Below are 21,460 nucleotides of genomic sequence, written 5' to 3'. Positions count from 1 at the left end.
TTTCCAAGTTTTACAAGGCGAAGAAAATTGGGCTTTTTAAGGGATGACTAAATAATGGTAAACGCCGAACAGTCTATCGTGTAATTTGGGTTTAAACGTAACGGGAACACGGCAGCGCGGCAGAAAGTTCCGTTTTATGCCGTTGTTGTACAACAACGGGGTCAAAACTGCTGTTTAAGGGTCATTGTTGTACAACAACAGGGCAAAACATGCTGTTTGAAGGTCATTGTTGTACAACAACGGGGCAAAATAGGCTTGCGAACACTCGGCTTCCGCCAAAGGGAAATCGACCTACGCAGCGCTTGATCTGAAAAAAAGAGCTACCTCGTTTTGAGACGGCCTCTTTGTCACTTCCCAACTCTATTAAGCTTCCCCTTCTTGCGATGCGGAATTGAGAAGGAGCTCAGCTCTTTCGATGATCTCCATACACATTCTGCCATTGTGATACGGGCATTTCCAGATACCGGCTTTATCCCCGCGGCGGTTTACCGAACCATCCGGCAGGATGCTCCAATACCACTCGCCGTGCTGCCGGTCAATTAGATTTTCCTGAATGTATTCCCAGCAATTCAATGCTTTGGCAAGCGATGACTTATCCCCAAAATATTGATAATGGTTCAGAAAGCCTACTACGGTTTCGGCCTGCACCCACCAATGACGCTCGGAGTCAAGATGCCCCGAACGGATATTTTTTTCGTACGCCATGCTTCCGTCGGATTGCACCCCTTCTTCGGTAGCGTGCAAAAGGAGCGGCAACACTTTTTCCACGGAAAGTATCATCGCATCGTCGGCAAGCGTTAAGGCCGCTTCGTGGAGGAGCCATGTGGCTTCGATATCGTGTCCGTAGGATACCACTTCCGATTTGTTGTTCCAATCCGCATCGAAAAACAAGCGCAAATGATTTGTTTGGGGATCGATCATTTTATTCAAAAAGATCTCAATCAAGTTTTTGAGTTGTTTCTTCAGCGAATTGTCCTTCCACACTCGGAACAGATGGGCGTAGGACTCCAGAATGTGCAGGTGGGTGTTCATCGTTTTTTCTTCGTTGGCATCTTTCTCGCTCAGGCGCATATCGTTCATGAGTTGCCAGGTACGCGTAAAGGCTTCGAGATATCCGTTTTTCTCCGCATCGAAACTGTTTTGCTCAATGGAGCGATAGAGTTTGATGGCGTAGTTCAACGCATCTTCGTCGCCCGTAGCGCGGTAATATTCGCTTAACCCATAAACAGCAAATCCTTGGGCGTATATCTGCTTTTTGGTATCTAACGGACACCCTTTCCCGTCCAGCAACCAATAAACGCCGCCGAACTCTTCGTCGAAAAATCGGCTTATGAGATATTCTTTTGCCCTTTTTGCCGTTTGCAGGTATTTATTCTTCCCAAACAGACGGTATGCCGCTGCAAACGTCCACAAAATTCGGCTATTCAGCACAGACCCTTTCGGAGCGTTGGGGAACAATCGGTTGCTTCCCGAAATGCGCCCATAGAAACCGCCGTTTTGCGTATCAATTGCCTTATCCATCCAGAACGGCAGAATGTTCTCGGTAAGAATGCGTGTAGCGTCTTCTCTCAGTCGTCGTATTTCAGCCTGCATGTTGGCGTTTGAGGTTTAGTTCTTCCGTAATTTCTTTTACTCTTTTATCCGAAAGGGGGTAAAACATCATTCCCACAAATGCCAAAAAACAGCATGTGGCGGGGATTAAACTCATCATCATATGCTGTCCGAAAAGCGTTTCGGTCGACTGTTGGACGGCATTGGGAGAATAGCGAAACGCTGCAAGTATCCATCCGCTGAGAGCGGAACCGAATGCCCAACCCAATTTCTGAGACATGGATGACGAAGAGAATATCAATCCCGTAGTTCGGCGACCGGTAGTCAATTCGTGATAATCTACGACGTCGGCAAACATCGACCAGAGCAGAGGCAACACATATCCGGCGAACAGCGAAATAACGAACTGAAACGCCATAATCGGAAAGAAATTTTTGGGGATCAGGTAAAACAGCGCACTGAATATGCCTGCCATGAAAACGGCAATCATGTACGTACGTTTTTTTCCGTATTTTGCCGACAACGTCGGAGCCAGTATCACGCCAATCAGATTTGCGGCCTGGCCCACGAGAAAATACGTCGTTGCCATATCCCATCCTGTCCCCGACATTTTGTAGTTCAGGCCCACAAAGTCTCTGAAAAAATAAATGGCTACGCTGTCGCGAATGGCGTTGAAAAGCAGTGCGGCCAATCCTGTCGCAACCAGAATCCACCAAGGTCCGTTCCGGAACAACTCTTTTAAATCCTGTTTCACGGAAGTGCTTTTGTCCGTTTCGATCTGAGTTACGCGCTCCTTGGTCCAATTGAAGCATAATAGAAACAATATCACACAGATCGCTCCGATGGAAGCCACGCCCAGCACCCATCCCACGGCGGAGGTACTGACAGAGGAGTCGGAGGATTGCGTTGTACTGCCGGCGTCGAACGTCCTGGCAAAGAAATCGATCAGCGGCTGCAACAACATAAACGTTATAAAACTGCCGATAAAGGCGAAAGACATCCGATAAGAGGAAAGCGTGTTGCGTTGGTTGGGATCGGGCGAAATAACACCGAGCAGCGAAGCGTAAGGAACGTTTACGAAAGAATAAACGAGCATCATCAGCGAATAGGTAACGTAGGCGTAGGCTAATTTTCCGGCTTGCCCGAAATCGGGCGTAAAAAAAGTGATTGTTCCCATTACGGCAAACGGCACGGCAAACCACAAGATGTACGGGCGATATTTTCCCCAGCGCGATGTTGTACGGTCGCAGAGGATTCCGACCAACAGATCGGTTGCAGAATCGATCAGGCGGACAACGAGAAACATGCTTCCCGCCGCTGCCGCAGTAATACCGAACACATCGGTATAGAAGAACAGAGCATACATCCCGAATATTTTCCAGAACATAGAAGATGCCGCGTCCCCTAATCCGTATCCGATTTTTTCCCGAAGACTGATTTTTTCGAAAGACATAACGCTACTTTTTGAGGTTTTTGTCGATCAACTTTTTCAGCGTTTCTACTGATGCCGCCGTCGTCAAACCATCTTGGGGAGTGTTCAAACAATAGTCCACCAGGCGGTCGATAGAGCTGGTCGCCACATGTATGCGCGTATCGCACGAGGCGTAATAAATGTACACCGTTCCGTCGTTGTCGGCAATCCATCCGTTGGAGAAAAGCACGTTGGAGACGTCGCCCACACGCTCTTCCCCTTCGGGCGCCATAAAATATCCGGCCGGCGCGGCAACCGGTTGTGCCGGGTCTTGAAGCGAGGTCATGTACAAATACAATACATATCTCAATCCGGCGGCACAATTTCGCACACCGTGCGCCAGATGCAGCCATCCTTTATCGGTTTTTATGGGCGCGGGTCCTTCTCCGTTTTTCAGCTCTTTGATCGTGTGATAGTAACGGCGATCGATGATTCGCTCGTCCGTAATTTGAACATTGGTGATGTCGTTCGTTAATGCCCAGCCGATACCGAAACCGTTTCCGGCGTTGATAAAGCCATCCTGCGGACGCGTGTAAAGAGCATACTTCCCATTCACAAATTCGGGATGAAGTACTACGTTTCGTTGCTGGCTTTTCGATTTTATATCGGGAAGCCGTTCCCAATTTTTCAAATCTTTGGTACGTGCGATGCCTGCAGAAGCCAGCGCAGACGAGAGGTCGCCTTTGGGTGCGGCCGGATCGAGCTTTTCCACACAGAAGACGCCGTACATCCATCCGTCCTCATGCGGGGTAAGCCGCATATCGTAAATGTTGGTTTCCGCAGGGTCATTCACAGGCATGGTTACAGGATAGTCCCAAAAACGGAAGTTGTCAATCCCGTTGGGACTTTCGGCAACGGCAAAAAACGATTTTCGGTCTGCCCCTTCCACACGAGCCATCAAGATGTATTTCCCGTTCCACTTGATGGCTCCGGCGTTCATCACAGCGTTCATCGCGATGCGTTCCATCAGAAACGGATTGCTTCTCTCATCCAGGTCGTAACGCCAGAAAACGGGGGTATGTAGTGCGGTGAGAACAGGAAATTCGTATCGTGAGAACCAACCGTTAGATTCGGGAAGAGATTTATTCGGGCGGGTTATGAGTCGCTCGTGTAGGTGTTGCAATCGTTCTATTTGTTGTCGAAAAGATTTCATAAGGGAGAATCCATATGTTGTTCATCGTCGCGGATGCTTTTATTCCTTCAGATTCGGCATTTGATCCCGGGTGATTATGCGCGGGTCGTTCATTACGGTTTTCCAATAGGCCGCTCCGTTCCATTTGTCTTGGCGGGTGTAAGCATCGTACCAAGGCATAAACCAAAGCCACGTATCGCCTTTTTCGAACATTAAGTCGGGCGCGGGAATACCGCCACATTCCGATAACGCGATCATTTTCCTCCCGCCGCCGATGCGCTCTGCCTGTTTAAACCGGTCGATCAGCGACGCGTGCGCATTCTCTTCCCGGTAAATGTCCATACCTATCAGATCCACATATTCGTCGCCCGGATACCAGTCGAGATCGTGTCCTTCCGACGTCCATACCCAGATCAGGTTGTTTACTCCTTTGGCTTCAAACACCTCGAACATCATCTTCCACAGCGCTTTGTAAGCCTCCGGCCCTTTGGCACCCCACCAGAACCAACCGCCGGAAGCTTCGTGAAGCGGACGCCAGATAACGGGAATCCCTTTTTGGGCAAGCAACAACAAATAATCGGCCACTTTCACCAAATCGATTCTTAAAGCTAAATTCTCGTCCGTTCCGTCTTGTACACCCCGGCTGATGTCAAAATCGGTTTCGGACGATCCCTGGCCTTTGCCCGGAGCATAAAAAGCGTACTCCGCACTTCCTTTTGTTTGAGGCACATTCCAATGCCACATGCCCGATACCAATCCATGGGCTTTCCACCAGTTTTCAACGGGAGAAATATCGCCATAATCGATCCATCCTGAGGGGGAGTAACGCAAGTGTATGTAATCGAAACCGTTTAAAGCGGGATATTTGCCCGTTTGAGCAAATACCCAGTCGGCCTCGGCGGTATTCCATGCAACGTGGGCCATCGTCCCGGAGATAATTTTTTTTCCGTACGTTTCCTGTAAAAACCGAAACAGATTCACGGTTTGCGGCATCGGATTTTTGGAACACAAACTGGCCTGTTCATCTTCCTCCGTTTCGGGAGATGAAGGGCTGCATCCGTACGAATGGGAAATCGTCAGGAGACAAAAGAGCAGGATCATGTATCTATTCATTTCTTTTTTATTGATTGGTTATTTTCTTTTCAATCCGTATGTTTGCAAAACTGTGGTCGACATTCCAGTCGCTGTTAGGCTGCAAAATCCAGAACATGCCGATCCATCCCGATTTTAAACCTTTTGTGGCCACCTCCGTGAGTTCCAAAGAGACGGTGCACCATTTGCCATAGGTATTAAAACTGTTTGTTTGAGATGGATTCCAGGCATATTGTCCGCCGTTCAGCTGAATTAAATATCCGGCCTTTCCCGAATCGTAGAACGGATTGCCCGATGCCGAACAGACTTCGAACTTAAACAGATAGTCCGCCGGATTCGCCGCAATATCGGCGTCCAGATTAAATCCCCCACAAGGCAGGTTGTTCCAACTCCAGCTCTTGAATGAGCCTGCTATGCGGATATATGGCCCGTAAAGAGGTTCCGGATCGTTTGTTCCTGATCCGTTGGTTATGTGTTCGGTTCCGGCCCAGAATCCGTATGCCGAAGGTTGGGATAAATCCCAAACAACGCTCTTTGTGAAACGGTAAGGTACCTTCTGGGTAACTTTTGTATTGCCATTCATATACGTAAACGTTATGAGGGTATTATCGGGAGCATTTTCGGGAATGACCACCGACATGTATTTTTCGGTCAGGGAATCGATTTTCATCGCCGTGCCGTTCATCGAGACGGAGGCCGTAGCATCGGATCCGGTGCCGAATCCGTAGAGGTCAAAAAATTCGCCCACCACTTGTACCGAGCTTCCGGGCAATGCGAACTCGTTGTATAATCGTTCGATTTTCAGTTGCGGAACGGTAACGGTAAAATCTACGGTGGTGCTGCCCAATGCCGTCTCGTAATAGAGTTTGTTGGTTACTTCGGCCGGTATAACTCGCGGAATGGGGAAATAGGCTGCATCGGCACGTGCATAGACTTCCGAAAGAGGAACCTCTACGTTGTTGACGGTAATTTTCTTTACGTTGCTCAGGTTGGATCCTTTCAGCATAATCATATCGAGGAATGAGGCCTTCGTGATAGGATTTTGAGCATCGGTATCGTTGTATTTATAGACTCCCGATACCGAAGGTGCGCCGGTTGATATCGTACCGTCGTCGTATCCGTCGTTATAGGTAACGATGTCTTGGCAGGCGGCAACCGATAGAAGCAGATACGTTGCGATTGATTTTATATATAATGACTTCATAGTTTTTTTGTTTGTAAATGATTAAAATACATCAGTTCCATCCGGGATTGTTGCCATCGATGGCTTTATTGGTAGCAACTTCTGCCGAAGGCAGCGGAAAGAGCAGGTGCCGGTTTTCGCGGTATTTGTTTACGCCCGCTTCGTCGTATGTAGTCGTGGTGCCGTCGGTATTTATACCGCCGATGGAATTCATTACATCAAGGTAGAGCCCCCAGCGAATCAAATCCCAGCGTCGATCGCCTTCCAATGCCAACTCTTTGGCTCGCTCTTCGAAGATTGCGGAGCGCAAAGCGACTTTGGAAGTAATGGCTCCGTCGCCGCTTATGCCTGCCGGATAGGCGTTTGAGCGCATCCGCACTTTATTGAGCGCCTCAATGGCTTCGGAGGAGACGCCCGAACTTAGTTCGCATTGTGCTTCGGCATAAACCAGTACCACATCCGCTAAACGCAGAAAAGGCCAGAAAGCATTCGAGCGTGATTGCGTTTTATCGGTTATGTCGGCGTATTTGGTCGTAAAGGCCAGGCACTCGTTGGTCGTATTGTAGATGTAGTTTACACCGTCGTTATAGGGAGCTACCGGTTCGGCGACTTTGTTGCCGTTGCTGTCGTATCCGGTGGCCATAAGTGTGTATTCGGGCGTTTTAGGATAGTAGAATCCGTAGTTTCCGTTTGTCTGATAGTAATACCTCCATCGATGCATTACGCCTTTCGTGATGCGATAATCCCTGTGGTCGAAGAGACTGTACCAATGAAAGCGGTTGCCGATCCAAAGCCCTGTTTGAATGATTCCCGAGGAATTCTGTATTCCACAGAACCATTGGTGAATGGTGTTGCCATATTCTTCGTCTCCGGCTTTTGCCCGCAAGGTAAACATATATTCGCTTGCATCCACGCTTGACTGTTTCCACATCTGATCGTAAGGCAAGAGTTCGTATTTCCCGTAAACGCCGCTCATGACGTCCCCGGCATATTTCGCTGCTTTGGCATAGTTCTCGCGCCAATCAAACGGTTTGTATCCCTTTACCTGTTTTTTGAGAAAAGTTTTGGCAACGGGAAGCGTCAAGACCTTCTCGGTACCGTTCATCCGATAGGAAGACCCAGTTTTTACAATCATCTCCTCTCCTTGCGGCAAAGCTCCGGAGGCCATCGTGGCATACACTTTTGCAAGAAGTCCGGCAGCTGTACCTGCAGCCACATGTCCGGCTTGATATTCGGGATCAGTATTCTTGTATAGCAATGGAATGGCCTGTTCCAAGAGGCGGATAATTTCGGCATATACTTCGGGAATAGGCCGTCGAGGTTGATGCTGATTCGCGCCTTCGCTGATGGCCACATCAAACAACGGTATTTCTCCGTAAGCCTTCGTAAGCATAAAATAGGCAAACGCTTTCTGAAAATACATTTCGCCCAGTCCGTTGTTTTTGTGTTTTTCCGTGGCACCATCTATTTTCGAGATGTTAGCAATGGCGACATTGGCACGGTTTATCAGGCTATAACATCCTATCCAGATGGCAGCCGATACCTCGTCGCCCTGAAAATTGCCTGCCCCCAGGTTGCTGAACGCCCAGTCAGGTCCGGTTGTATAATCGCAGTCCATTTCGAGCACGCGCGGGAAATTGCTCCAGCGAAACATATCGTTCGACCATTTGCTGTAAACACCCGTCACCCACTGATTAACGGCCTCATTGTCGTTTCCAAGCTGTTTAGGCCCGATGAAAGAATAAGGTTTTTCGGCAAGAAAGTCGTTGCAGGAAGAGAAAGAGAGGATACCCGCAAGCAAAAAACCTGAAACGATAAATATATTGTTGATCTTCATGTTTTATATTCTTTTATCTGATTTAAAAAGTAATTTTCAGTCCGAGCGAAAAAGTGCGGCTGGCCGGATAGGAATAGATGTCGATGCCGCGTCGGGAAGCATCGGCACCGAAAGCGTTCACCTCCGGATCGAACCAGCTGTATCTGGTGAGGGTAAACAGGTTCGTAGCGCCGGCATACATATTGATATGAGAAATTCCTTTGAATTTCGGATTCCACTTATATCCCAAGCTTATATTTTTCAGTTTCAGATACGATCCGTCTTCGACGTACCTGTCGGAGATGAGCATCGTGCGATCGTAGGTCGCAATGGCTTTCGGCCAGGTCGCGTCGGCGCTATTTTCTTCCGTCCAACGCCCGTCATAAGCGGTTTGCGTAATGTTCCCGATATTGCCCATCGAAATATCCATCAGGTTGCCGTTGAAGATGTTATTGCCTTGGCTTCCCTGAAAGAAAAAACTCAGGTTGAAGTTTTTCCAGATGAGGTTATTGGTAATTCCGTACACAAAATCGGGATTTACATCGCCAATAATAACCCGGTCGGCCGATGTGATGGCCGGATCGTTGTCAAAGTTTCGGTATTTGATTTCTCCAATCATCGCCTTGCCTTTGTTGCGGATTTCGGGATCGGGAGATGCCAACACTTCGGCCAGGTTGTCGTAGACCCCATCTTCCGCATATCCGTAGATGGCGCCAATGGGCATTCCGTTGCGTTGAAGGAACACTTCATCCGCCTTATACCAAAGCCTGTTCGCATACTGGTCGGCTTCCAGTCCGCCAATTTTATTCCGGTTGAAAGCGATATTGGCGTCGATGTTCCATTTAAGCGGCGTATTCTGAAGCAGGTAAAATTTTCCACTGATCTCAAGCCCTTCATTCGTGACATATCCACTGTTTATCATCATATTGCGAAACCCTGTACTGGATGGAATCTGTACCTCCTGCAACAAATCGCGCGTTTTTTTACGGTAATAATCTACCGTGAAATTCATCCGTCCGTTTAAGATACCCAAATCCAAACCGGCATTATACTGCGAGGTCGTTTCCCACCGCAGGTCATCGGCCACGGGGCCGCGCCAATCTACCTGTGCAAAACCGCTGTTCAGTGAACCGTCGAAAGGATAGTTTGCCGTGCTCAACATAGGCAGAGTCCGGTAGCTTCCTATTCCCTGGTTCCCCGTTTCTCCGTAACTTAATCGCACTTTCAGATTGCTGAAAACCTTCAGATTTTTAACAAATGTTTCTTCCGAGACACGCCATGCAAACGCCCCCGACAAGAAACCGGCCCACTTATTTTTCTGAGTAAATTTGCTTGAACCGTCCGCACGGTATGATGCAGTAAAAATATACTTCTCCATCAAGGTATAATTGATCCGTCCGAGAAATGAAGCCAATGTGGATGCGCCACGATCGCTTATCAGTTTCCCGGGATTAAGTCCCTGACTCATGTCGTATTCGTTTGTCAAGTCATTCGGGAAATTGGTGGCACTCATCGACTTGTTCCCCCAATCGGCTCTCTCGGCCGTAAATCCGGCTACAGCATTCACGGCATGTATCTGTTTAAAGCTTTTATCGAATGTAACGATCGATTCCGAAGTAATGCCTTGATACCAGTTATCGGCTTGTCCCGCACGCCCGTTGATATTGCTTGATGCGGCCCCTTCCTGCGTGTGGCGGCCGTAATAAGTTCCCCGGTTGTTGCCGTTGTAACTGAATCCGAGATTCTGACGGAATTTCAGATAAGGCAGCAATTTCACCTCCATGTACGAAGAACTGAATATGTTAACGGACTTCAAATGATCTTTCGAGGAGTTGATGTAGGCATACGGATTCGCAGCCAGCCAATTCAACTGATCGGAAGTGGAAGTATCGATGTTCGGATCGTATGTCGGGGGGAAGATCAGCGAAGAACGGATGATGCCATAATCGTAAGCGCTGGTTTTAGCGAAGTCGGTATTGGTGTTGGTGTAAATGATATTCATTCCCATTTCCAGCCAATCGTGTATTTTCCGTCCCAAATTCGTGCTTAAGGTATATCGTTTGAATCCCGATTTTTTGATCACACCTGCTTGATCGAGGTAGTTGCCCGAAAAAGAATACCATCCCTTGTCCGAACCGCCCGAAACATTGATGTTGTATTCCTGCGATGCTCCGTTCTGATAAATCAGATCTTGCCAATCGGCCAATCCCACGGAGGTTTGGTTTCCGTGAGCATCGGTATACATACCCGGCTTCAGGAAATCGGAGGGTTTCGGCTGATATTTCCCATTGGTAAAATCCTGTGTACCGTCGGCATTGGTCGGGTAATGCCAGATGCCGGGATAGAGAAGAACCGAGTAGGGCCTGTTGCTGTAGCGGTAACTGTTCACATATTGTTCGTTAATGTAATTGGCGTAGTCATAGGCATTCAGTACTTTGACGCGTTTGGCGATGCGTGAGGTCGAGAAGTTGGAGGTAAATTCCACCCGCGCCGAACTCGACTCTCCCCGCTTTGTGGTTATGATAACCACGCCGTTTGCACCTCGCGACCCGTAAATAGCGGTTGCGGACGCATCCTTCAACACTTCGATGGATTGAATGTTGTGCGGATTAATAAATGCCAGAGGATTGGAAGTCTGATTATTATTGTCGTTCGTTTTACTTGTGGGCGTGGCATTCGTATCAAACGGTACGCCGTCTATGATATAGAGCGGTTGCGTACTCGTGGAGAACGAATTGGCGCCGCGCACCTGAATGCTTACACCGCCTCCCGGCGCACCGTCGCTCTGATTGACAATAACCCCGGCAATTTTTCCTTGCAAGCCTTGGCTTAAATCCACCGGATTGTTTTTCATGATTTCATCGCCTCTGATTTGAGTTACGGCGCCCGACAAATCCCTTTTCTTCATGGTACCGTAACCCACAACCACAACTTCATCCAGCAATTCCGTATCTTCTTCCATCTGAAGGTTTAGTTTGCTCCGGGTCCCTACAGGAACTTCAAGCGTACGGTATCCGATGCTCGATATAACCAAAACCGGATTGGCAGATGTTGCATTGAGCGAAAAATTTCCGTTGACATCGGTAATGGTGCCGTTGGATGTTCCCTTTTCCATTATATTGGCTCCGATCATTGCAGATTTATCTTTGCTATCCACGATAGTGCCGGTAATTCTGCGTTGTTGCGCCATGATTTGAAAGCTCATCGTCAGAGCCATACACAACATAAAGATATTCTTCATAAAGTTTCTCTTAAAGAATTAAAAAAACATTACTTTCTGAGTGCAAAAATAGAAACTCTTTCATCTATGCGTTAAATATTATTTTATCAGATCATCATACTTTTTTATCTTTTTTACTTCCTGTATTTTTTTTAAAACGTACTTCTGTATTGCCACCATTCCGGTCCGACATCATGTCCGGAAAGAGGAAAAATATGGTATTCCTTGGGAGACCGAATGAGGTTGTATCCGGCAAAATTGGTATGCGGCGGACATACCTCATCTTGCAATCCCACCCCCATTATTATGGGACAAGTTATTCTCCGTGCAAAATTTTTCACATCGAAATAGGATAGCGTTTCATAAAGTTGCTTGTCGGAGATTTCCATCTCGGCCTGTTTCTTGCGGATGGAGTTGGCCGGCCAATCAACAATATCAAAGTAGTCGGGATAATCCGACAGAGAAGGAATAAAGGGCGCCGCCGCGGCAATTCGATTATCCAATGCGCAGGCAATTAAGGGAAAAGCGCCGCCCTGACTGCCTCCTTCGACAAAAATATTGCGCCCATCGACCTCCTCACGCGATGCTACAAAGTCAATCGCTCGAATCAAATCCATAAAAGCGCCGCGGTAATAGTAGGCTTCTTTCGATTGCAACCCGTACGTTATCCAGTCGCCGTAGATATTTGAAGATTGGTTCAATCCCTGCCCTCGAACCGAGAGAATAAACTCTGCGTGGTCGGGATTACCGTCGGCATCGGGCATCCAAGGTTTGGAACCATACCCCATGTATGAAACAATGACCGGATGTTTGCCTTGAACTGTCGGGACACAATAGTAACCGACGATTTCCACATTGCCGAACGATTTCATGGTTACCCGGTACATTTTTCGTTTCCCGGACGAATGTTCGGGTAGCGCAATCAGCGTATATTTGGGGGCTACGGCAGCAAGTTCTCCGAGGGTCGTTTGCCAGAAATCATCAAAATCGGGCTGAGAGTCGGGCAGCGAGACGATCGCCTCCGGCTCGTACCCGATGTTGAATTTTCTGCTTTCGACCGCTCCGCCCAACCATAGGGTACAACGGTAAAATCCGGGATTGGGCAAGGTAAAGGAAAAAGAAAACATGGCCGAATCGTTGGCATTTACTGTCACTTGTTGGGATAACGAGTACAGTCGAATCTTTTTATCCGTATCGATTTGTAGCGTAATCTGTTGCGAGACCAAACTGTTGGCTGTGTTCTTAGCAACGAACCGTATTTCCGGTGTTTGAGACGAGTAGAACATTAACTTTTCGGGTTGCAGCAGCTCAACGTCGAGCATTTTATTTTTTGCATCTTGAGCGCTTACATCAAACGTCGTACTGGCAATCAGTACGATAAAAACAAGAAAGAGGCGTTTTATATTCATTTTTGAAAAAAATTATTGTTTTAAAAGTTCTTTTCTGACAATTTGTCCCCATTCTTTTATATCTCGATCTTTCCAATTCCCTTCTGAAGGCGCGGAAGGAAGCATCATCGAGCAGGTTTCATTTTTATCGGAGACAGACCATGCAACCCAGCTGATCTGATTTTGAGACATCCACTCCAACCATTTCTGCCATTCTTCCCGATCGATGGGGCCGTCGCCCGTGGTTTTCATTCCGGCACATTCCGAAACAAAAATCGGGATTCCTTTCGAGATGGCATAATCGCCTCTCTCACGCAAGAACTGATGATGTGTGGCGGCGTAAAAATGCAATGTATACATAATATTATCGTACTTCGTAATGGGATTGTCGGCAACGATATGGATATCCTGATCCCAATGAGGCGAACCCACAAGGATGATGTTCGACGGGTCGATGTCGCGAATTTCTCCGATTATCCGCTCGGAATATGCTTTTACGTCTTCCCATGAATCTCTCTCTGGCTCGTTGAATATCTCGTATATTACGTTGGGAAAGTCTTTGTATCTACTTGCCATTTCACGAAAGAAACCAATAGCTTCCTCCGTACGAATAGCATGGCTGTGCCAGTCGATGATGACGTAAATTCCGTTTTTGATGGCGGCGTCCACTACACGGGTTACACAATCGAGGGCAAGCTGCGGGTCGGAAAGATAGCCACCCTGAGAGGTAACTCCCATGGCTGCGCGTACTACGCTGCAATTCCAGTCCGAAGCGAATGTGCCGACAGCGCCTTCGTTGTAAAAACGAGGCCACCAGTTGTGCCAACCGAAACTAACTCCTTTCAGCACCACTTTTTCATTTTTTTCATTTACGAGAAATGAGCCGCTTACCGATAGCTTTCCGTGCTTTTCAACGGATGTTTTTCCCGTAAAATCGGGTCTTTTATCTTTCGTTGCATCAAACTCCACTCTACAATTCTGAAAGGCAAGGATGAAGAAAGAAAAAAATATGATGGTAGCAAGTGTTCTCATAGCGCGCATATTTTATCTATAAATGTACGTGCAAAAATAAGATCGATGGTCGGACAATAATATGTTTATTTTATCAAATAATGATACTATTTTGCCGCGAGAAGAGAAAGATCGTGTTAAAATACAGACTTCCGTTTCCGGTAATTTTCACGAAACTCTTTGGGTGAACACTCTTTCTTTTTTTTAAAGATGCGGTTGAAGTTCGATAAATTATTAAATCCGCACTGATAGCATATTTCGGCGATGGAATGGGTCGTATCTACCAGCAGGCGCGAAGCGTGTCCCAAACGGATATCGATGATGTAGTCCGATACGGTTTTGCCCGAGCGTAGCTTAAAAAAACGACTGAAAGCCACCGGAGTCATTCCTGCCAGATCGGCTAGCTCTTCCAAACGGATCGGTTCTCTGTAGCGGGTGTTGATGTATTCGTGTACTTTCAGTACGCGACGGCTATCGGTTCCGTCGTCGATGTGTGCAAATGAAGAGCTCGACAGCGTACGGTAATTCTCCGAAAGCGACAGCTCGTACAAGATGGTCAGGAATTTAATCACCGCGTAAAAGCCCTCTTTTTCAGAAGACAGTGTATTGAGCAAGGCATATACTCTCATGATTGTTTCCATGGGAAAACTGACTCCCTTCTTGGCATTGTCGAGCATGTGCCGGATACTGCGGAACTGACTTTTATGAATGAAATTCCCGAAAAATAAATCGGATGAAAACTGGATGGTAATCTCGCGAATGTTTTTCGACGTGCAGTCGTGTTGCTCCCAAACATGTTCCAAGTCTGAGCCCGAGATAAGCGTTAAATCATAGTCTCCGATTATTTCCACCGAATCGCCCACAATCCGACGCACTCCTGCCGCATTTTCCACATAATTCAATTCATATTCGGCATGCGAGTGTAGAGGATAGGTAAACTCCGATTTCCGGCGATCGGCGATGTAAAAACAATCTTTATCCGAGAGCGGTGTTATTTCCCGTATAATATAATTTGAACAAGACTTCATTCTGTATTATTTTCAGTAAAAAAACATAAATAAGAACTCCGCTAAGTCTTGGGTTCGGTTGCTCTGATTTGAATTTCACTTTTTCCGTTCGCTGTTTTTGTGATACTTATCCGTACGGCGATGCGTTCGGTCATTTCGGAAACATGTGAGATGACGCCGATTTTGCGTCCTTGTGTCTGTAGACGTTCGAGCGCATCCATGGCGATACCCAGCGTATCGTTGTCTAACGAGCCGAATCCTTCGTCGATAAAGAGAGATTCAACTTTCATGCGATTCGACGACAGGGATGAGAGGCCGAGGGCAAGTGCGAGTGAGATCAGGAATGATTCGCCGCCCGAGAGCGAATGTACCGTGCGCACTTCGTTGAGCATATCGAGGTCGACGACTTGCAGAGCCAGCGATTCGGGCACGCGTTGCAGTTTATAGCGGGACGTAAGTTCCCGGAGGTGTTTGTTGGCATAATCGAGCAAGGTATCGAGCGTATAGCCTTGTGCGATTTCCTTGAATTTGTTGCCGGAAGCCGACCCGAGCAGTGAATTCAGCTTGTTCCAGTTCTCGGCATGTTCGTATTTGGCTTTTCGCTCCTTTTCAAGCTCTTTTAGCTGTTTCTCGTTACGGGTGTTGGTGGTGAGTATCACTTCTATTTCGGTCAGCCGTCGGGTATGATTTTCGGTCAGTTGCTTTTTCTCCTGTAAACGCGCCTGCAATGCTTCGGTCGTATCTTCTTGGCCGGTCGGCCGGTCTGTCGATTCGTGGTGTATCGAGAGGTTTTTGTTGCGTTCGGCCAAAGTGGCGCGGGCGGTTGTTTCGGTTTCGTTCAAGGTATTCAGCGCTTGTTTCTCGGCCTCTATCCATGCGCTGCTTTTCGAGAGCAGCTCCGGGAGTTGTTCGTGGGTGATACTTTCTTTTTCGGCGATCCATGTTCTGACAACTTGCTCGGATGTTTCTTGTTCGGTAGTGAGCTTGACAATGTCATGCCGGCGTTGTGCGATGTGATCGATCAGGCTTTTCTGGTCGGCCGACAGCGTGTTGCGTTTCTCGCTCAATTGTTTCAGTCGGGATGCGATCAGCGACAAATTGTCGGTAAAGTATTTTTCGGCGGCATCGGCCGGTTTGCCGCGCAGCACGGTGAGCCGTTCGGCTTGCCACTGCTCGAGCGTGTTCCGGCAACGTTCGGTTTTCTCTGCTGTCGTCTTCTGTGCGCTCTCGGTCTCCAACGCCCGCGTTTGCTCGTTTTCAAGATCGATCTTGAGTCGTTTCAGCCGTTCCTGCGCTTCGGTCAGGGCGGTGTTTGCATTCTCCCACTCGGTTTTGCGTGTGGTGAGGTGCTCGGCCAGTACGGCACGCTTAAAAAGGGTTTGCCAATCCGGTAGGCTGGACAGATGCTCTTCTAACTTCCGGTATCCGGCAGTATACTGAGTCGTGTAATTTTCGATTAAAGCCGAGAGTTTTGTGATTTCGTTTTTGCGTGTTTCAAGATCGGTGGCAATGGTTTCCGTCCGTCGGGCATTATCCGCCTTCGCTTGTTCCAACTCCCGCTCTTTCATGCGCTGCATCTCCGCGAGACTGGCTGCCGGATGGTGAAGGCTGCCGCACACCGGACACGGTGCTCCCTCCTTCAGCTGTGCACGAAGTGTCGCGATTTCGGCTGGCATGATTTGGTTCAGCCGTTCGGCCTCCAGCCTGAGCCGCTCCATCTCTTTCTCCTGATCGCGTACGATACGTTTGCTTGCCTCCAGTGTCTGCTCGTTACGTTGTCTCTGCTCATGCACGGTCTGCGCTTCGGCGATCAGGGACAGGAGTAGCTCCGTTCGCGCTACGATCGATTCATCCTCCCGATGAGACGCAAACCATTCGCTCCGTGCGGAAAATTCCTGCTGCGTCTGTGCGATAGCGTGTTGTATGTTACGCAGCGTCTCTTGAGACTTCGATCTTTTTGCTTGGGCTTCCTCAAGCTCTTTTCGGACGTCTTCGAAATCTTTCTTCGCCTTTGAAATCAAGACGTCCAATTCGCGGGCACGAACGATTTGCGGCGCGATCTGTTTTTGTTTGTCAAGGAGTTGTATCTGTTCATTTTCGCATTCGGCGACTGCACGGATGGCCTCGGCAAGCAGAGGTTCATTGGTTGTATGTCGACCGATGGCCGTTTGCAGATTGGCCTGCGCTTCCGACAAGGTGCGGCGAAGATTCTCCAGATGCTTGAACGTGTCGCGAATCTCCTGCACGCGGTCGATCTGTGCGACGTACGCGTAACGATCACTTGCATCTTTGATCGCTTGTTGAGCTTTCGCCAGACCGTGTCCGGCCTGTTGCTGTTCATTGCGTAAGCGAGCGTACTCGGTCTGCCATTTCAAGTGTGCCGTCAGCCGGTCGCAGGCGTCTTTCAGTTCGGTCAGTGTTTGTGCGATGGTTGCTTTTTCGGTTTCGTAAGCCGTTCGTTGCTCTTCCGGAAGTTGTTCGATGCCTTCGATACGCCGCCTAACAGCTTCCAGTTCTGCGTTGGCGTTTTTCCACTTCTCATAAATGGCCATCGAGATGCGCGAATAGATGTCTGTTCCCGTCAGTTTTTCGAGCAGTTCGGCCTTTTCTTGCTGCCGGGCTTTGAGGAACGTCGCAAAATCGCCTTGAGCCAGTAGTACTGAACGCGTAAACTGATCGAACGTAAGTCCGATCAGATCGACGATACGCGCAAGCAGCTCCGTCTTCCGTCCTGGCTCTTCGTGCCCTGTAGATAAATTGTGGAGGCGTATCTCGCTGCTTTGCATTGAGCCTCCGGCCTTGTTATAGGCTCGCTTGACCGACCAGCGCGCGCGAAAGGTCTCCCGGCCGAGCGATACGAAATCGACTTCAGCATAGCCCTCGCTCGTGCCACGGCGAAGGATATTACGACAATCGCGTTGATTGAGCGTCTTGTCGCCGACATCGCGGATCGGAATATTCTCCGAGGCATGGCTCGTGCGTGGCGTCTGGTCGAACAATGCCAGACATAAGGCGTCGAGCAAAGTCGATTTCCCCGATCCGGTACTTCCCGTAATGGCAAAGATACCGGCCGATTTGAGCGGTTCTGTTGTGAAATCGATTTCGAAAGCCTTTTCCAGCGAAGCCAGATTCTTCCCTCGGATAGCCAGGATTTTCATTGTTTTCTTCTTCTTGCGTTCGGATGTGCAAACATAGCTAAAAAAGCTGAGAGATAGACACGCTTAAAGTGCTCCTTCGACTTCTCGAAGGGTTTGTTGCAACAATTGTCGCATGGCATCGGGCATTGGTTCACCGCCATATTGCCGTTCGAAAATTTTCATGGCCAGATCCATCGGATGGATTGTCTGTAACTCTTCATGTTCCAAAGAGTTTTCGGCATCTTTCCGTCCGGCCGTAACGGCCTCGATACGTGTCAGTCGGACGGCCTTACCTTTCAGCGCTTCTTCGATCTGATGGCGTAACGAAGGCTCCGGTTCCGTAATCCGTATTTTGATTTCGAGATAGGGGGAATGTTCGTCCGCTTCTCCTTCCGGTAACCGTCCGAGCTCTTCCAATACTTCGTGCAGCGGCTTCGGGTCGCGGGGAAGGGTAATCAGCCTGACCGTATCTTCAAACTTGATGCGCTCGATTTTTACTTCGTCGCCAAGCTCGATCAAAACAACTCCTTGACTGTTATTCTTTTCAGCAAACGACATGGGAATGGGTGCGCCCGCATAACGCACATTTTCTCGTCCGGAAATGTGCTGGGCACGATGCAGGTGCCCCAGTGCCGTGTACGTTATCCCCGAACCGAAGGCATCGGGAGAGACACATTCCAACCCGCCGATGACGGTGCGTTCCGAACGGTCGTTTTCCGAAATCTCCGAACCGGTCGCGTGTAAATGCCCCATAGCAATCACCGGCAGATGTTTATCGGGGACGAGATCAAACAGCTTTTCGTACAGTATCCGTACGGCTTGTGAATAATTTTCCGCATCGGGATAATCGCCTTGTCGCAGGTAGGGCACAGCGAGGCAGTACCCGCCTTTCTTAAGCGGCACGATCAGACGAGCATAATCGATATCGCCTCCTGCGGTGCGCCGCACTGTGCCGCGCACATCAATATGCATCTCTTCAAACAATGGACTGGGAGCTTCAAGACGTGCTGCCGAATCGTGGTTCCCGGCAATGATGATAATCTGCAATCCGGGATTTTCGCTTGTCGCCTCACGCATAAACGCATAATACATCTTCTGCGAGTCGGCTGAAGGGTTCGGACTGTCGAACACATCGCCCGCAATCAGCAGCACATCGGCCTGCCGATCTCTCAGCACGTTTTTGAGCCATGTTAAGAAGCGCGTGTGTTCGGCCCGGCGGTCGTATTCAAAAAAATGTTGTCCGAGGTGCCAGTCTGCGGTGTGAATGATCCGAATCTGCCGCTCCCCGCTCATTTCTCTATCCGGATGCGTGCATCGACCGCGATGATACCTTTCTCCGTTGCCAGCAGCGGGTTGAGGTCAAGCTCTTTGATCTCGATCGCAAAACGGAGCAAGGAAGAGAGGCGTACGATAAATTCGGCAAATTGATGCTCATTCACACCTTTTTGTCCGCGGGTGCCCTTGAATATCTTATACGCTCTCAATGAGAGGATCATCGAATAAGCTTCGTCGTATTCGAGTGGTGCAAGGCCTGAGGCCACGTCACCGAGCACTTCGACAAAGATACCTCCCAAACCGCACAATACGATATGCCCGAACCGGTTTTCGTACTTGGCGCCGATAAACAGTTCCGTTCCTTTCAGCATGGGTTGAATCATCACGGCCTTGACGCCCGGCAGCTTCATCATGCGCCGGAACTCCAACGACAGATGTTCCTCTGTCTTGATGTTTAGCGCCACCCCGCCGATATCGGTTTTGTGTACGGGGCCAACTACTTTGGCAACGACCGGGAAACCTGTCTGACGTGCGAAAGCCAATATTTCTTCCTCGCTTGTCGATACGCATTCTTCGACCATGGTCAGTCCTGCGGCTTTCAGCAGAATCTGCATGTCGGCCGGTTGGAGGTATCCGTTTTCGTCGATCCGGTCGATCGTGCGGCGGATCAGAGGAATATCTACTCCTTGCAGCTCGATTTGTCCCGATGTCGGTTTGGGCGTGTTAACCACACGCGATACGGCGCTTGCCAAAGCCACCTCGTCGGAGAAGTTTACGCCTCCCGCACGGATAAAGTCTTCGACTTCTTTTGAAGAGTTGACAATCGACGGAAGAATCGGGAACACCGGTTTACGGCATGTCTCCGACTTTTGGCGGATCACTTCGAGCGCATCCGAGATTTTACCCAACCCCGTACTTCCGAAGATGGTAGCGATGGCATCCGTTTCGGGGAAATGCTTATCGGCATAATCGATGGCCAGTCCCAGATCGGCGGCAGTCCCAGTTCCCAGGATATCAATTGGGTTGGCTACGGACGAACCGGGCAACAAGCGTGCTTTCAACTCTTCGGCATGCTTCCCTTCATAGGCCGGAACGCCCAAACCGCCGCGTGATAACGCATCGGTAAGGATTACGGCTGGTCCGCCGGCATGGGTGACGACGGCAAAGTTTTTTCCGCAGATATCTTTGAGGGTGAAGACACAGGCCACGGTGGCCAATTCTTCCCGGCTGTAACAACGCACGATACCGGCTTTGCGGAACAATGCCTCGACGGCCGAATCGCTCGATGCCAGAGCGCCTGTGTGCGATGACGCCGCTCGCATGCCGCTTTCCGAGCAGCCGCTCTTAATGGCCGCAATCTTGCATCCCTTGCGTATCAGGGACGATGCGTGATACAACAGTTTGTCGGGGTCTTTGATGTTTTCGATATATAATAATTTAATTTTGGAGTCTTCTTCCGGATTGAAATGTTCGTCCATATACTCCAGCACCGCTTCGATACCGATTTGCGAGGCATTCCCTACCGACCAGATCGAATTGAATCGAAGACCTTTCGGGATAGAACACTCCATGATAAACAGTGCAACACCGCCGGAAGCAGAGATTAAATCGGCTCCATTCGGATGAAATTCCGGAACGGGTGCCGTGAACACGCTGTGGTGATAACGGTTGGCCAGCCCGATGCAGTTGGGGCCGATGAGCGAGACGCCTGCCTGCGAACAGAGCTGTTGTATTTCTTTTTCAATGATAGCCCCTTCGGGTGTCTCTTCACTGAACCCCGACGAAATGATAATAATCGCTTTGGCACCTTTCTGATGTACCAACACCTCGACTGCTTCCTTGCAGAACGATGAAGCAACGGCCAATACCCCCATGTCTACCTGCGGAAGGTCATGAACCGAAGGAGTCACTTTGATGCCTTGAATCTTGGTTTCTTTGGGATTAACGATGTAGAGCTTTCCGGAGAACCCACCGGTCAGGATATTCTTTACCATTTGCCCCCCCGGCTTGTTGATGTTATTCGAACCGCCCACAACGGCGATAGATCGCGGGTTTATCAATTGCTGTGTAATCATGTCTATTCTCTTTTTAATGAGTTGTAAGTCGCGCAAAAGTACAAAAAAATATTTAATACCCGATTTTCTGGTAAAAAATTTCTTCCTTTGTAAAAAAACAAA

At 48.9% G+C, this 21,460-nt stretch carries 13 protein-coding genes; all 13 read right to left on the bottom strand.

The window, feature by feature from the left end; all coding sequences use genetic code 11:
• Nucleotides 1–363: 363 nt before the first annotated feature.
• The 13 genes from Q4A89_RS03975 to Q4A89_RS03915 all read right to left on the bottom strand — a co-directional run bounded on the left by Q4A89_RS03975 (nt 364) and on the right by Q4A89_RS03915 (nt 21,358).
• Entirely contained in the window at nt 364–1,593 is a 1,230-nt protein-coding gene (locus Q4A89_RS03975; protein ID WP_303183959.1) for an AGE family epimerase/isomerase, read from the bottom strand.
• Nucleotides 1,583–3,004 (bottom strand): MFS transporter, encoded by a 1,422-nt coding sequence (locus Q4A89_RS03970; protein WP_303183958.1) that lies wholly within the window; start codon nt 3,002–3,004, stop codon nt 1,583–1,585. The genes Q4A89_RS03975 and Q4A89_RS03970 overlap by 11 nt, the downstream gene beginning before the upstream one ends.
• 4 nt (nt 3,005–3,008) lie before the next feature.
• Nucleotides 3,009–4,175 carry a glycosidase gene (locus Q4A89_RS03965; RefSeq protein WP_303183957.1) on the bottom strand — a complete coding sequence of 389 codons (1,167 nt, stop codon included), beginning with the start codon at nt 4,173–4,175 and terminating at the stop codon, nt 3,009–3,011.
• Between the two features lie 39 nt (nt 4,176–4,214).
• Entirely contained in the window at nt 4,215–5,267 is a 1,053-nt protein-coding gene (locus tag Q4A89_RS03960) for a glycosyl hydrolase (protein ID WP_303183956.1), read from the bottom strand.
• A gap of 7 nt (nt 5,268–5,274) precedes the next feature.
• Nucleotides 5,275–6,450, bottom strand: coding sequence for a glycan-binding surface protein (locus Q4A89_RS03955; RefSeq protein WP_303183955.1), 1,176 nt, complete (start codon nt 6,448–6,450; stop codon nt 5,275–5,277).
• Between the two features lie 31 nt (nt 6,451–6,481).
• Complete coding sequence (locus tag Q4A89_RS03950; protein WP_303183954.1) at nt 6,482–8,266, bottom strand: RagB/SusD family nutrient uptake outer membrane protein; 1,785 nt, start codon at nt 8,264–8,266, stop codon at nt 6,482–6,484.
• Between the two features lie 22 nt (nt 8,267–8,288).
• The gene (locus Q4A89_RS03945; RefSeq protein WP_303183953.1) at nt 8,289–11,486 is read right to left on the bottom strand and encodes a TonB-dependent receptor; all 3,198 of its coding nucleotides are present in this window, start codon (nt 11,484–11,486) and stop codon (nt 8,289–8,291) included.
• Between the two features lie 131 nt (nt 11,487–11,617).
• A complete protein-coding gene (locus Q4A89_RS03940) occupies nt 11,618–12,874 on the bottom strand; it encodes an acetylxylan esterase (RefSeq protein WP_303183952.1) in 1,257 nt (418 codons plus the stop codon).
• A 12-nt stretch (nt 12,875–12,886) separates the two neighbouring features.
• On the bottom strand, nt 12,887–13,885 hold the full coding sequence (locus Q4A89_RS03935) for a glycoside hydrolase family 5 protein (protein ID WP_303183951.1): 999 nt from the start codon (nt 13,883–13,885) through the stop codon (nt 12,887–12,889).
• A gap of 116 nt (nt 13,886–14,001) precedes the next feature.
• A complete protein-coding gene (locus Q4A89_RS03930) occupies nt 14,002–14,892 on the bottom strand; it encodes an AraC family transcriptional regulator (protein WP_303183950.1) in 891 nt (296 codons plus the stop codon).
• Nucleotides 14,893–14,933: 41 nt separating this feature from the next.
• Nucleotides 14,934–18,029: an AAA family ATPase gene (locus Q4A89_RS03925; RefSeq protein ID WP_303183949.1), complete on the bottom strand. Its 3,096-nt coding sequence runs from the start codon at nt 18,027–18,029 to the stop codon at nt 14,934–14,936.
• Between the two features lie 63 nt (nt 18,030–18,092).
• On the bottom strand, nt 18,093–19,283 hold the full coding sequence (locus Q4A89_RS03920; RefSeq protein ID WP_303183960.1) for an exonuclease SbcCD subunit D C-terminal domain-containing protein: 1,191 nt from the start codon (nt 19,281–19,283) through the stop codon (nt 18,093–18,095).
• A 14-nt stretch (nt 19,284–19,297) separates the two neighbouring features.
• Nucleotides 19,298–21,358, bottom strand: a complete 2,061-nt coding sequence (locus Q4A89_RS03915; protein ID WP_303183948.1) for an acetate--CoA ligase family protein — start codon at nt 21,356–21,358, stop codon at nt 19,298–19,300.
• Nucleotides 21,359–21,460 lie beyond the last annotated feature (102 nt).

It is taken from the genome of Tannerella sp., assembly GCF_030528505.1.
Taxonomy (GTDB): Bacteria; Bacteroidota; Bacteroidia; order Bacteroidales; family Tannerellaceae; genus Tannerella.
The sequence above is the reverse complement of the archived record's forward strand: the minus strand, read 5'-3'. Positions and strand labels throughout refer to the sequence as shown.

What these genes read in the sequence shown, in the direction of transcription:
- Q4A89_RS03915 (WP_303183948.1), bottom strand. Translation starts at nt 21,358, where the DNA reads ATGATTACACAGCAATTGATAAACCCGCGATCTATCGCCGTTGTGGGC.
- Q4A89_RS03935 (WP_303183951.1), bottom strand. Translation starts at nt 13,885, where the DNA reads ATGAGAACACTTGCTACCATCATATTTTTTTCTTTCTTCATCCTTGCC.
- Q4A89_RS03955 (WP_303183955.1), bottom strand. Translation starts at nt 6,450, where the DNA reads ATGAAGTCATTATATATAAAATCAATCGCAACGTATCTGCTTCTATCG.
- Q4A89_RS03930 (WP_303183950.1), bottom strand. Translation starts at nt 14,892, where the DNA reads ATGAAGTCTTGTTCAAATTATATTATACGGGAAATAACACCGCTCTCG.
- Q4A89_RS03950 (WP_303183954.1), bottom strand. Translation starts at nt 8,266, where the DNA reads ATGAAGATCAACAATATATTTATCGTTTCAGGTTTTTTGCTTGCGGGT.
- Q4A89_RS03965 (WP_303183957.1), bottom strand. Translation starts at nt 4,175, where the DNA reads ATGAAATCTTTTCGACAACAAATAGAACGATTGCAACACCTACACGAG.
- Q4A89_RS03960 (WP_303183956.1), bottom strand. Translation starts at nt 5,267, where the DNA reads ATGAATAGATACATGATCCTGCTCTTTTGTCTCCTGACGATTTCCCAT.
- Q4A89_RS03940 (WP_303183952.1), bottom strand. Translation starts at nt 12,874, where the DNA reads ATGAATATAAAACGCCTCTTTCTTGTTTTTATCGTACTGATTGCCAGT.
- Q4A89_RS03925 (WP_303183949.1), bottom strand. Translation starts at nt 18,029, where the DNA reads ATGAAAATCCTGGCTATCCGAGGGAAGAATCTGGCTTCGCTGGAAAAG.
- Q4A89_RS03970 (WP_303183958.1), bottom strand. Translation starts at nt 3,004, where the DNA reads ATGTCTTTCGAAAAAATCAGTCTTCGGGAAAAAATCGGATACGGATTA.
- Q4A89_RS03975 (WP_303183959.1), bottom strand. Translation starts at nt 1,593, where the DNA reads ATGCAGGCTGAAATACGACGACTGAGAGAAGACGCTACACGCATTCTT.
- Q4A89_RS03945 (WP_303183953.1), bottom strand. Translation starts at nt 11,486, where the DNA reads ATGAAGAATATCTTTATGTTGTGTATGGCTCTGACGATGAGCTTTCAA.